The sequence below is a fragment of the Pontibacter chinhatensis genome, assembly GCF_900113285.1.
Classification (GTDB): Bacteria; Bacteroidota; Bacteroidia; order Cytophagales; family Hymenobacteraceae; genus Pontibacter; species Pontibacter chinhatensis.
This window is the reverse complement of the sequence record NZ_FOOT01000001.1, coordinates 321,490-334,238: the sequence shown is the minus strand read 5'-3', so window position 1 is coordinate 334,238 and position 12,749 is coordinate 321,490. Positions and strand designations below refer to the sequence as shown.

Here is a 12,749-nt window from a genome sequence, read left to right as displayed (position 1 = left end):
TTCTTATTCTTTAGACATTGTGAATATCATTTTCAGCACCATTCCCAACACTAGCAGGTACACGCCAGCATCAAAAAGCAAGGGAGTGCCCAGCGCACCAATAATAGGTATCTCGGCCTCCATCCACCACGATGTCATGAAAGGCATACCCTGAAACAACCCCAAAAGGCCGCTGGAGGCTGCCAAAAACAGCCCGATGGCCATGACATAGGCGGGTCTGAGGCGGACAATGTGGTAGCGCCACTCCGGTTGGGGATAGTTGGGGAGCCGGTTCCAGGTGTTCGCGCTCAGCAGGCGCCACATGTGCTCAGGGGGAGTGTCATCATCAGGTTTTCCTTTGCTGTAAAGCTTCACGCGAAAGTATGCGTTTACAGTCCTGTCTGAACCGTGCGCCAGCACATGAAACACGAAGGCGATAGACCCAATCAGCCCCCCGATAAACCCGCCGCCGGGGTGGTTGTGTCCTCGCAAAAGGATGTAGAGGGAGAAGATAAGGAACAAGGGCGTCAGGTAGCGTATGGCGGTAGCGAAAATAATGGTTCTCATGGTTTATCTCCTTTCTCAGGGTTAAGGCGCAGCAGCGAGAAGATACCCAGTGCCGCCACAGCCAGCACCGTAATCTCGCCCAGGGTATCCAGGCCCCTGAAATCTACCAGTATCACGTTCACGATGTTGCGTCCGTGCGCCTCCACATAGCTTGCCTTCCCAAAATACTCCCGCAACTCTGAGTCGACTGCCTGCTGCTGCACCAGTAGCATCACGTAGGTCATCAAGCCACCAAAGAGCACGGCAATGGCTATAAACTTATACTTCCTGAACTGGTGTGAGAGGTAGATGAAGGCCGGCAGCTTGTGCATGAGCAATACGAAGATCACCACCGTCAGCGTTTCGATAAGGAACTGGGTGGCTGCCACGTCCGGCGCTCCAAAGAGAATGTAGAACAGGGCGCCGGAGTAGCCAATCAGACCCATCACCACAATGGAGGTAAGCCGGGATCGGGTGCCCATCAGGAACACCAGGGCCGAGATCACCAGGAAGAATATCACCAGCTCATATAGCCTTACCTCATGCAACTGATAAATCCTTTCCTGTATATCCAGCCCCGGGGTGTCGCGCCACAGGGTAAAGAAGAGCAGGCCGCAGAAAAAGATCATGATGTACATCACGTAGCTGCGCAGATGCCCGTTCTGCAGCCAAAGTATAAACGTGGTAGATCCGTGCAGGAACAGCTCAAACAGCTTGTGGTAAAGGGCATTGGGCCCAAAGCGGTAAAGCGGGTGTATGGCGGTAACCTTGTTCCGCAGCGAGGGAAGGAAGAGGTAAGCCAGCAAACCCAGCAGCAGCGTCAGCAGGCTCAGCCCCAGCACCGGGGTAAAACCATGCCAGAGGGCCAGCTTCAGCTCCATCTCCGGGTTTCCGGAAACAGCCCTGACAGCTGCTTGCAACAGGTTAGCCGGCACCACGCTTACCAGCAGGCCCAGCAACAGCCCACCAGTTGCCAGCACCAGCGGCGGCAAGTATAAACGCAGGTCAGGGTGGTGGTCGAACTGCGTTTTTTCCTCGCCCCGACGCCAGAAAATACGATAGCTCATCAAAATCCCCACGGCTGCGAAAGCGGTGCCCGTCAGGAGGGTGATGCCCAGCATGATGTAGTTTTCAAGGGACGCTTCATAGAGCATTTCCTTCCCGACAAAGCCCAGGAAGGGGACAACCCCGGCCATGGATAAGGAGGCCAGCGTGGCGGCGGTACCGCTATACTTCATCTGCTTGCCCAGGTAGTGCAGTTTAGTAAGGTCGCGGGTGCCGGCGCTGTGGTCAATTGTGCCCGCCACCAGAAAAAGTGTCCCCTTATAGAGGGCGTGGGAAAGCAGGAACACCAGCATGGCCTTTAGGGCATAGTCGGAGCCAATGCCGAGCATGGTGACCAGCAGGCCTAGGGCACTGATGGTGGTATAAGCAAGTATGGCTTTCAGGTCGTTGTGCTGCAGGGCCAGTATGGCCCCGATAATGGCCGTAAGGCCGCCGGCCAGCATCAGCGAGAGGTGCCAGAATTCGCTGCCGGAAAGGATGGGCGTTAGCCTGGCCAGCAAAAAAATCCCCGCCTTTACCATGGTGGCTGAGTGCAGGTAGGCGCTGACGGGCGTAGGGGCGGCCATGGCGTTGGGCAGCCAGAAATGAAAGGGGAACTGAGCTGATTTGGTAAAGCAGGCGAGCAGTATCAGCAGCACGGCCGGAAGGTAAAAGGTATGTTGCAGTACCACCTCCTGCTGCCCCAGCATACCGCTGAACGTATAACTGCCCGTGGCCATGGCTAGCAGCAGCAGGCCGGCCATCAGTGCTACCCCGCCCAGCCCGGTAACTAGCAGCGCCTGCCATGCGGCTACCCTGGCTTCTTTGTCAACCTGCTTATACCCGATAAGCAGATAGGAACTAATGCTGGTGAGCTCCCAGAACACAAACAATCCGAAAATATTATCCGAGGTAACCACGCCCAGCATGGCTACCATAAACAGCGTCAGGTACAGGTAGAAGCGGCCCAGCAGCGGATCTCCCTCCAGGTAGGCGCTGGCATAGAGCATCACCAAAATTCCAAAGAAGGAAATGAGCAGGGCGAAAAGCAGGCTCAGCCCATCGAGCCGGAACTGCAGGTTGATGCCCAGCTCCGGTACCCAGGTATAAGTTTGTACTACCGCCTGCCCCTGTAGCACCTCCGGAACAAAAAAACAGTAGTATATAAAAAGCAGCAGGGGTAACGCCACCATCGGCACCACCAGATAGCGCCCCAGCACCCGCTGTAACTGCGGTGCCAGGGCGGCCAGAAGGATGCCTGAAAGCAGACTGTAGAGCATATAATTACGTTTTCTATATATATATTTGCATATTGACTAAGAAACAACCTTACTTACCTGACCGCAGTACTTTTGTTACGGATAGATGGCCCTCTAAGCTGTTTTAAATCATTTTTCCTAAGAACTAACCTAAAGAAAGACTACTATGAATACGATCAACCGATTGATGGTGGGGCTGGACCTCACTGCCATGGATGACTCAATGGTGGCATATGCAGCTTTCCTCTGTCGTGAGCTGCACATTCAGAATGTCTACTTCATACATGTAGAGAAGAGCCTGGAGGTACCTGCTGAACTGGTAAAGAGCCTGGAGCGAACGGGCCTTTCGGTTGATGAAGGTATACGGGAGATGATTATGAACAAGGTGGGGCCTGCCTTCCAGGACCTGCCCGACACTTTTGTGGAAGCGTTGGTGGAGGAGGGGACTCCGCTGAAGGAGCTGCTGCATTGGGCCAAGGTAAAAGAAATTGACCTGCTGTTGATGGGGCGCAAGCTCCGCCTGCGTGGCACGGCCGTGCTTGCCCAAAAGGTACTGCGCACAAGTCGCAGGAGCGTTCTTTTCGTGCCGGAAAATATTGAGCCGAAGCTGCGCAACGTGGTCGTAAGCGTGGACTTTTCTGATTACAGTACCATGGCGCTGGAGCGGGTGCTACAGGTGGCCGAGCAGAAGCCGGATATCCGCGTAACATGCCTGCATGCTTACCAGGTGCCGTCGGGTTACCGTACGCTGGGCATGTCTTACGAGGAGTTTGATGAGCGCATGCGCGGCTTTGCCGAGGAGAAGTATAAAAAGCTGATGGAGCGCTTCCCGCAATTAAGTGAGCGTGCCTCGCTTTCGCTGGTGCGCCAGGAGGATGACGACGACATCGGGGAACTGGTGGTAGTGGAGGCCAAACGCCACCGCGCCGACCTGCTGGTGATAGGGGCCAAGGGTATGTCGGCCGCCGCCTTGTTTGTGCTGGGAAGCGTAACCGAAAAAATTCTGCGTTACGACCTCGATATTCCGCTACTGGTCTTCAAGAAGCGCGATGAGGACTTGGGCTTCCTGGATGCCCTGCTTTCTGAATAGTTTAAGTTTTAAAGTATAAACAACGCCCTGCTTCTATATAGGAGGCAGGGCGTTTATGTTTTGGACTATGTTACATACCTCGCATATCACTTTTGGGAAGTATAAAACAAGGTGCTGTAAAGTATAAAACTGCTTTCCGGCTTACACAACCTCCTTCCCGATATAGCGGGAGTTCAGCACGCTTAAGGCCCCCATGTAGCGCAGGTTAAAGCGCAGCACATCGCCTACTTTATAGTTCTGTGCGTTGTCGCCCAACTCCACGATGAGCATATCCGAGCTGGCCCCAATCACGCTCACATCTTCTTCCTTGGGGATGAGGAACCTGGGGTTTATATCGAGCAGGCCCACATCCAGAATGGCCCGGTGCGAGGTTTTGCCATACAGGCTTTCATCTACTTCAAAGCTCTCGCCACTGGGGTTCTCGGCCAGCACGCCGCTTGGTAGCATCGGTTTCTCTGTTAGTTCAATAATCTCGGTATAAAGCTCAAACACATCGTTGTGCATGTTCTCGAAGGTCTCGTTGGTGAAAAGGTTCAGGCCAAAAAACAAGGCTTCTCCAATACGGAAATGGTTGATACCCTTTGGCATCAGGTGGTTGAAAAGCAAGGGAATCGTAACCGACGTACCGCCCGACACCCAGGGAATCTGACGGTCGAACTTCGCCTCGATAATCTGCTTGTAAAGGCTCAGCTGAATGAGCTTGTCCTGGGTAGGCATCACGCCGTGCAGGCAGTTAAAATTAGCTCCCAACCCGATAACAGAGATATTGGGCAACTCAAATACCTTAGAATAGAAATCCACCAGATCATCGCCCAACACCCCCTCGCGCAGATCCCCCATCTCAATCATGATGATGATCTTGTGCAGCTTGTGCTGCTTTTCCGCCTCCTCAGATAAAAGCCTGATGATGTCGAGCTCCGTTTGAAAGCTTACGTCTGCATACCTGATAATATCGGGTATACTTTGCTTTGGTGCCGGCTTGATGTAAACCGTCTGCACATCGGGGGCCATACTTTTGATAACCTTCAGATTCGTTACCCGCGAGTCGTGTACTTCTTTTACGCCCAGGCCTAGTATCTCCTTCAGGAAAATCTCTTGCCCGCAAAGCAGTTTGGTCACCACGCCCCAGTCAATGCCGTGTTCCCGGAAAACGTTGTCCAGGTGATTGTAATTGTGCTTTAGTTTGTCTCTATACAGTTTTAAAACTGCCATACTATTTCGTTAATCTATATTCCAGGTATTTATTTGTGAAGCCCAGCTTTTCGTACAGGTGGCGCGCCGGGTTCTGCGGCTCTACGTGCAGCGCAATGCTGCCAGGCGTATGCTCTATGGCCAGCTGCACCAGTTTTTTGCCCACGCCCTTGCCACGCGTGCTGCCGTGCACGGCCACGTACACCAGGATGTTTTCCGGTATATAGCCGCTCATGCCGGTATTGTTCAAGATAAGGGCGCCAACCACGTCGCTGTTTTCCAGGGCCACAAACACGGCGCCGCCTTTTCCTGCTTCCTCCGCCAAGGCATAGGCCATGCACTTGGCAATATCCTCCCGCTTGTCGCCATACTCATCCAGGTGCTCAAACAGGAAATCCAATACCGCATCGCGGTTCAGTTCTGCGTCATTTCCTGGGGTATAGCGGTGGTAACTGATGCCGTTGTTGTCTTCCATGTTTCTTGCTTCGTGTTGTTAGGGTATAAAAATGTTAACGCAATATAAAGGGTCAGGGAGGCCAAGAGGCCAAATAGGTTCGGATCCAGGTTAAAGGGCAGGGTAAACGTCAGGTCTAGCCACGAGATATGTACGATGCTGTTGGCGGAAAGTGTCTGGTCTACCAGGTTGCGCAGCTCTAGTTCGCTCAAATTCAACCCTGTCTGATTTGCTTCTGCCGGAAAGTAGGAGCGTAACGTGTGGGCCAGGGCAGTGATATCAGCATCCGGCACAGGGCCCGCTAAGATGTTTACCTGAAGTATAACAGTAACCAAACCGCCCATCAGCATGGCCCAGAAGGCGGCCACGTTGCTGCGCCGCTTCCAGAACAGCGCCCCCAGCACCGGCACAAACAGCCCCGACACCATAAAGGCGTAGGAGTAGAGCATCAGGTCGAGCACGTTGGTCATGGTGGTAGCCAGCCAGAGGGCAAAGATGCCCACCAGCAGCGTGACTACCTGCGAGAGGCGCAGGGTTTTAGGCGAGTCAGGGTCAATCCTGAAAAAATGGCTCAAAACATCCGTCACAATATTTCCGGAAGAGGCCATCAGGCAGCTGTCGGCCGTGGAGAGAATGGCGGAGAAATAGGCGGATAGCATCAGGCCCATCATACCCACCGGCAGCACCGTTCGCAGCAGCATGGGCAGCCCTGTCTCAGGATCTACCACGCCCCCGGCACCCAATGCCTCGAACATGCCCTGCTCGGCCGCCACCCGGGCCAATATGCCCAAACTCACGCCCATAAAAGCCATCAGCGGCCATTCGAAGAAGCCGGCTATAAACCAGGCGCGTTTGGCCGTTCTCTCATCCCGGCAGGCATAGATGCGCTGGTACAAGGTCATGCCCACAAACCAGATCGGGATGATGGTAATGCTCCAGTTCACGACCTGCTGCCAGGTAATGTTTGTCAGGCTCAGAAATTCTGCCGGCAAGGTGCTGCGGATGGCGGCTATACTTCTGCCACCCTGCTCTGACAAGTAGGCAGGGTTCAAGATTTTTGCAAAATTTAGCGTGTCTAGCCCACCTACAGCCAGAAAGGAGACCGGGATGCCGATAAAAATTAGTCCCCCCATCAGAACAGCCCACTGGATGGTGTCGGTGTATATCACAGCTTTCAGTCCGCCCATGACGGTATACACCACGGCAATAACCCCCATGATCAGCAGGGCTGTGTTCAGGTCGAGGTTGACGAAGGTGCCGCTGGCCAGCTTGGCCCCCGCCAGAATCTGTGAGCTGGTGAAACCGGTGTATCCAATCGCCGAAATTATACCGGCCAGCAGCGCCACCCGCGCGTTAAAGTAGTGCCCGAAGATCTGCGGAAAGGTGAGAAAGCTCGCAAAGGCTGGGTTGCTTTTTACTTTTGGGATAAGGAAAACCGCTGCCAGCCAGGCACCCAGCAGGCCGGTAAACAGCATCCAGGAGCCCGAAAGCCCCATGGCGAAGCCAAGCCCACCCAAGCCTATCGAGAAGCCTCCGCCCACATCGGTTGCTACCACCGATAGCCCAATGTGGCTACTGCTCATGCTGCGGCCACCCACATAATAATCTTCGGCACCCTTGTTCTTTTTCAGGAAATAAAACCCGACCCCCAGCATGGCCAACATGTAAAGCACGAAAATAGACAGGTCGATGTAGTGCATCTATTAGAAAAGTCTAAGTTTGTTGAGGTGTTTGCAGAAACGTTATACTTTAAGGTAAGACTTTTTGGGGGCAAAATCACGTAAAAACGCATAAAACGGCCTTGATAGCGTAAAATGTATATTATTCCACCATGGATTTTGTGCAAATGCCACGCAAATAAGAGATAAGGCCTTCCTCCAATCCGTATAGGACGTTAGCCATACTTTATTTGCTCAGTTCAATTTAGCGCCATGTCGAAAACATCCCTTTAGGACGTCCTTATAAGGTGTAGAATAGCTTTTTAATGAGGGATGCTCTGTTGCTGGTAGTTATTGTTGCAACACCTTATATTTCAAGGAGTAACGCAATCCGGGAAGGCAGGGTGAACGTATAACTACAAGGTGCGCTAGTTTCCTGTTTTACCTGTCAAGTTTATAGTTATGAGAGTAGCCGGTTATAGAGCCATTACCTGTGCTTTCCTGCTTATGCTCTTAAGCACTTTACAGGTATGGGCGCAGCTGCCGCAGCCATCCGATACGGTTTACCTGACTTCAGGGCGCAATAAAATTATCCTCCCTTTCAAGCTAGTCCATAACCTGATTGTGCTGCCGGTCCGGGTAAACAACTCGCAGAGCTTGAACTTTATACTTGACTCGGGGGTGCAGAACGTGCTGATCACGCATTTGCACTTTGATGATTCGCTTGATTTGCAGCAAACCAGCCGGATAAAGATACGGGGTCTGGGAGAGGGGTATACTATCGAGGCTCTGCACAGTGTGGGCAATACCATCTCCATGCCCGGCGTGGCGGGCGAAAACCTGACAGTATACGTACTGTTGGAAGAAGTTTTCGACCTATCAATGAGAATGGGCATGCCGGTGCACGGCATCATCGGCTACGATATCTTCAAGAATTTTATAGTGAAGATAAACTATAGCACGCAAACCATAACACTGTATAAACCTGATTATAAGGTCCGAAAGAAGCGTAAGGCAGAAGAGTACGCACTGCACATTGAAGACTCAAAACCTTACCTGTACGGCTCTGTCCGCCAGCACAACGGCGACTCGCTTGATGTAAAGCTGATAGTGGACACTGGCGCCAGCCACAGCCTCTCGCTGTATCTGCCTACGAATGAGCGCCTGTCCTTGCCGCCGAAGGTTATGGAGGCCTACCTGGGCAGGGGCCTGGGCGGCGACATAAATGGTAAAATAGGAAGATTGCCCGGTTTCAGGCTGGGCAAGTATAACATTGAAAACCTCACCGCTAACTACCCAGACGAGCAGGCCGTAAAGCATGCCCTGAACATCGCGGGCCGCAACGGAAACCTGGGATCTGAGATTCTTAAGCGCTTCACAGTTATCTTCGACTATCCGCACCAGAAGCTGACTCTTATCCCGAACCGGAAGTTTAAGGAGCCTTTCAACTACAACATGGCAGGCTTTGAAGTGAGCACGCCACTGCCCGGCATCAATTTCTATACTATCTCCAACGTGGTCGACGACTCACCGGCCAAGTTGGTAGGCATGCAACCCGGCGACCAATTGCTTTACATCAATGGCAGAAACTGCACCGAGCTGCAGTTGCAGGAGCTCCTGAACATGCTCGATAGCAGGCCAGGAAGTAAATTGCGGCTCCGCCTGAAGCGCGCCAAAGAGATAATCGATGTAAATGTGGTGCTGCAGAGCAAAATTTAGGCTTACTGTGCCGCGCCGCCTCCCACCTGTTGCGTGTCCATGAAGATCTGCAGCAAGAGCAACAGTACCGCAAACACAATGAGCATAATGGCCACATAGGTCCGCACCCGGGGAATGGGCTTTACAAATTGATTTCCCTGCTCATCCACGCCCGTCAGGCGCAGGTCAGAAAGTATAAGCCCGTTGCCAAAGCTGAGCCAGATAGCCGCCATCAGGGCGTCGCTTGAAAAAAACAGGGACACCAGGCCGACCACGGAAAAAAGGATGCCGATGATAACTCTGATCGAGAGGTTTTTCATGCCAAGAAAGTATAAATGCGCCCCACCAACGGAGAGGCCCAAAGGCACGCAAGTTACTAAATTCGGGTTACTTTTGGCTTGGTTAGGTATAACTACTGTCGGGATTTGAACTTGAGGAAGCCCCGAGTATAATTTTACCGTCAAATCGCATAATTTATTAAACAGAATGAATTAATATGTTGCAAAATACATTTCTATTGCGAAACCTTTGTGTTGCAAACAAGGGTATAACACAAAAACCCATTTTTTCTTTAGACAACTAAAATGAAAAAAAAGGCGCTTTTATCATCTTGCATGGTAAAACATACACCAGCCACGGAGTGTGCGGCTTTTTCTACCCTTTCACCGAGGGTAGTTTTGAGGACTTCTATTCCAGCGGTCCGTTACAGGCGGTAGCCTGCAGCTTTTCTGACTTCCTATGCGGTAGTCATCTTCCACCCATTTATTTATTGCAATACGATTGATAGCTGTCCGGCCTTGGCCTGTGCTGCTGTTTCGCTGCATTCATACTTTTTCCGGTAAATTTTTAAAGCTGATTTTAGCCGTGCTTTAGCACTGCTATACTTTTCTGACAATGGACCAACCTGAATTCATCGTGACGGTTGCCCAAGGGCAACATATTATCTATGCGTTGCAGATCTGTAACGAGATGGAGTCTTCGGCTAAGGCACGCGGAACCGGTATTGCCAAACGCTCCCCGGACTATATTGCCCAGAAAATGCTGGAAGGCAAGGCCGTCATCGCGCTGCACCCTGATGGTACCTGGGCTGGGTTCTGCTACATCGAGACCTGGGGCCATGGCAAGTATGTGGCAAACTCAGGCCTTATCGTGTCGCCGGAGCTGCGCAAGAGCGGGCTGGCGCGCCGGATTAAGCAGAAGATTTTCGAGCTGTCGCGCACCAAATATCCTGACGCCAAAATTTTTGGCCTGACTACGGCTTTGGCGGTAATGCGCATTAACTCCAGCCTGGGCTACACGCCGGTAACTTACTCAGAATTAACTGATGACGAGGAGTTCTGGAAAGGCTGCCGCAGCTGCGTAAACTTCGAAATCCTGCAAAGCAAGAACCGCACAAACTGCCTCTGCACGGCCATGCTCTACGACCCTACCAAGGAAAAGGACTATATTGCCCTTCCGGTGGTGGAGAAGCAGCCCGCACCGAAACAGAGCAGCGTGAACGAGCGCTGGCTGCGCCACCGTCAGAAGCCGGGCCAGCAGCCTGGGTGCAATACACCCGAAATGAATCGTGTAAAAGTATAATTCGCATCATCAGCAAGTATAAAAAAGAACATGAAGAAAGTAGTTTTAGCCTTTAGCGGCGGCCTCGACACCTCTTACTGCGCCATTTACCTAGCACAGGAGCTCGGCCTGGAAGTATACTCAGCCATTGTAGACACAGGCGGTTTTTCGGAAGAAGAACTGAAGGAGATAGAGCGCAGGGCCTATGCGATGGGCGTAAAACAACACACCCACCTGAACGAGACGGAGCACTTCTACAACAGCTGCATCCGCTACCTGGTTTTCGGTAATATCCTGAAGAACAACACCTACCCGCTGAGCGTGAGCGCTGAGCGCGTAACACAGGCCATTGCTATTGCGAACCACGCCAAAGCCGTAGGAGCCGATTACGTGGCACACGGCAGCACCGGCGCCGGCAACGACCAGGTTCGTTTCGACATGGTGTTCCAGGCCCTGATCCCGGAGGTGGAGATCATCACCCCGATCCGCGACAAGCGCCTTTCGCGCGAGGAAGAGATCACCTACCTGAAAGAGCACGGCGTGGAGATGGACTTTCAGAAGGCGCAGTACTCTATCAACAAAGGCATCTGGGGAACATCGGTAGGTGGCAAGGAAACCTTGACTTCGCACCTCCCGCTGCCCGAAGAGGCGTACCCTACGCAGCTAAGCAAAACTGAGCCGGAGCACGTGACTTTATACTTTGAGAAAGGCGAACTGAAAGGCATAAACGAGCAAATATTTGAGCATCCGGTACAGGCCATCCAGCATCTGCAGGAGCTGGCCGCGCCCTTTGCCATTGGCCGCGACATCCACGTAGGCGATACCATCATCGGCATCAAGGGCCGTGTGGGCTTCGAGGCAGCTGCACCGATGGTCATCATCAAGGCGCACCACCTGCTGGAGAAGCACGTGCTGACCAAGTGGCAGCTGTACTGGAAAGACCAGCTTTCGGCCTGGTACGGCAACTGGCTGCATGAGGGCCAACTGCTCGACCCGACGATGCGCGACATCGAGGCTTTCCTGGAGAGCACGCAGCAGAACGTAACGGGCAAAGTGTTTGTGCAACTGGCGCCGTACCACTTCCAGGTACAGGGCATCGAGAGCGCGCACGATCTGATGAGCGACAAGTTCGGCAGCTACGGCGAAATGAACCGCGCCTGGACGTCTGACGACGTGAAGGGCTTTGCCAAGATTTTCGGCAACCAGACCAAGATGTATCATACGGTAAACAACACAGCAGAATGGGCGGACTAAGTATAAAAGCAGGCATTGTGGGCGGCGCAGGGTATACCGGCGGCGAGCTGCTGCGCCTGCTCCTCAACCACCCAAACGTAGAGATAGCCTTTGTACACAGTAACAGCCAGGCCGGCAAACCCGTGTACGACACCCACAGCGACCTGCTTGGCGATACGGATTTATACTTTACCGACGCGCTGCAGCAGGACGTGGATGTGTTGTTTCTGTGCGTAGGGCACGGAGCTGCGAAGAAATTCTTAGAGGATGCACAGCTGCCGACAAGTATAAAAATCATCGACCTGAGCCAGGATTTTCGTTGGAATGAAAGCTTTAAGGAAAATATTGTAAGTGGTTGTGGGAGAGACTTTATATACGGCTTGCCGGAACTACAGCGCAATGCCATCCAGGAGGCGCAGAACATAGCCAACCCGGGTTGCTTTGCTACCGCCATTCAGCTGGCGCTCCTGCCCCTGGCCGAGCAGAACCTACTGACAGAAGAGGTGCAGGTAAGCGGCATTACGGGTAGTACCGGTGCTGGGCAGAGTTTGAGCGCCACCTCGCACTACAGCTGGCGCAGCGGCAACATCTCCAACTATAAAGTTCTCAACCACCAGCACATGCACGAGATTCGCCGCACGCTGCTGGGCATCCAGCCAAGCGAACTGCCAAGTATAAACTTCGTGCCCTACCGCGGGCCGTTTACCCGGGGCATCCTGTGCACCAGCTACACCCGCTGTAACCTGGATCAGGCAGAGGCGGAGGCATTATTTGCCAACTATTACGACGGACACCCGTTTGTGAGCATCAGCAAAAGCACACCGGACCTGAAGCAGGTAGTGAATACAAACAAATGCCTGCTGCACGTGCAAAAGCAGGGTGAGTATCTGGTCATCACCAGCCTGATTGATAACCTGCTAAAAGGCGCTTCGGGCCAGGCCGTGCAGAACATGAACCTGATGTTCGGGCTGGACGAGCAGGCCGGACTGAGACTGAAAGCATCAGCTTTCTGATTTCGTTAATCGTTATGCATTGTT

The 12,749-nt window shown here is 52.8% G+C and carries 11 protein-coding genes; 5 read left to right on the top strand and 6 right to left on the bottom strand.

All coding sequences use genetic code 11. From position 1 onward, the window contains the following. Positions 1-3 precede the first annotated feature (3 nt). Both BM040_RS01415 and mbhE read right to left on the bottom strand, forming a co-directional pair. On the bottom strand, positions 4-546 hold the full coding sequence (locus BM040_RS01415) for an MnhB domain-containing protein (RefSeq protein WP_092098285.1): 543 nt from the start codon (positions 544-546) through the stop codon (positions 4-6). Then, positions 543-2,849: a hydrogen gas-evolving membrane-bound hydrogenase subunit E gene (gene mbhE / locus BM040_RS01410; RefSeq protein WP_092098283.1), complete on the bottom strand. Its 2,307-nt coding sequence runs from the start codon at positions 2,847-2,849 to the stop codon at positions 543-545. Before mbhE ends, BM040_RS01415 begins: the two co-directional genes overlap by 4 nt. Before the next feature lie 145 nt (positions 2,850-2,994). Here mbhE and BM040_RS01405 point away from each other — a divergent pair, with 145 nt between their 5' ends. After that, positions 2,995-3,918 carry a universal stress protein gene (locus BM040_RS01405; RefSeq protein ID WP_092098281.1) on the top strand — a complete coding sequence of 308 codons (924 nt, stop codon included), beginning with the start codon at positions 2,995-2,997 and terminating at the stop codon, positions 3,916-3,918. A 141-nt stretch (positions 3,919-4,059) separates the two neighbouring features. Here the strand turns inward: BM040_RS01405 and BM040_RS01400 are convergent, their stop codons facing one another. The 3 genes from BM040_RS01400 to BM040_RS01390 are packed head-to-tail and all read right to left on the bottom strand — an operon-like array spanning position 4,060 to position 7,263. After that, on the bottom strand, positions 4,060-5,130 hold the full coding sequence (locus tag BM040_RS01400) for an alanine racemase (protein WP_092098279.1): 1,071 nt from the start codon (positions 5,128-5,130) through the stop codon (positions 4,060-4,062). Position 5,131: 1 nt separating this feature from the next. Further along, positions 5,132-5,584: a GNAT family N-acetyltransferase gene (locus BM040_RS01395; RefSeq protein ID WP_092098278.1), complete on the bottom strand. Its 453-nt coding sequence runs from the start codon at positions 5,582-5,584 to the stop codon at positions 5,132-5,134. Then, entirely contained in the window at positions 5,524-7,263 is a 1,740-nt protein-coding gene (locus BM040_RS01390) for a sodium:solute symporter family protein (RefSeq protein WP_092098276.1), read from the bottom strand. The genes BM040_RS01395 and BM040_RS01390 overlap by 61 nt, the downstream gene beginning before the upstream one ends. Positions 7,264-7,683: 420 nt before the next feature. Between BM040_RS01390 and BM040_RS01385 the strand changes: the two genes are divergently transcribed. Further along, complete coding sequence (locus BM040_RS01385; RefSeq protein WP_092098274.1) at positions 7,684-8,940, top strand: aspartyl protease family protein; 1,257 nt, start codon at positions 7,684-7,686, stop codon at positions 8,938-8,940. Between the two features lie 2 nt (positions 8,941-8,942). Here BM040_RS01385 and BM040_RS01380 read toward each other — a convergent pair whose 3' ends face one another. Further along, complete coding sequence (locus tag BM040_RS01380) at positions 8,943-9,239, bottom strand: hypothetical protein (RefSeq protein WP_092098273.1); 297 nt, start codon at positions 9,237-9,239, stop codon at positions 8,943-8,945. A 574-nt stretch (positions 9,240-9,813) separates the two neighbouring features. On the opposite strand from BM040_RS01380, the gene BM040_RS01375 reads away from it, so the two are divergent. The 3 genes from BM040_RS01375 to argC are packed head-to-tail and all read left to right on the top strand — an operon-like array spanning position 9,814 to position 12,725. After that, complete coding sequence (locus tag BM040_RS01375) at positions 9,814-10,500, top strand: GNAT family N-acetyltransferase (RefSeq protein WP_245756063.1); 687 nt, start codon at positions 9,814-9,816, stop codon at positions 10,498-10,500. A 30-nt stretch (positions 10,501-10,530) separates the two neighbouring features. Beyond that, positions 10,531-11,733: an argininosuccinate synthase gene (locus BM040_RS01370; protein WP_092098271.1), complete on the top strand. Its 1,203-nt coding sequence runs from the start codon at positions 10,531-10,533 to the stop codon at positions 11,731-11,733. Then, positions 11,721-12,725: an N-acetyl-gamma-glutamyl-phosphate reductase gene (argC, locus tag BM040_RS01365; protein WP_092098269.1), complete on the top strand. Its 1,005-nt coding sequence runs from the start codon at positions 11,721-11,723 to the stop codon at positions 12,723-12,725. Before BM040_RS01370 ends, argC begins: the two co-directional genes overlap by 13 nt. Positions 12,726-12,749: the final 24 nt, after the last annotated feature.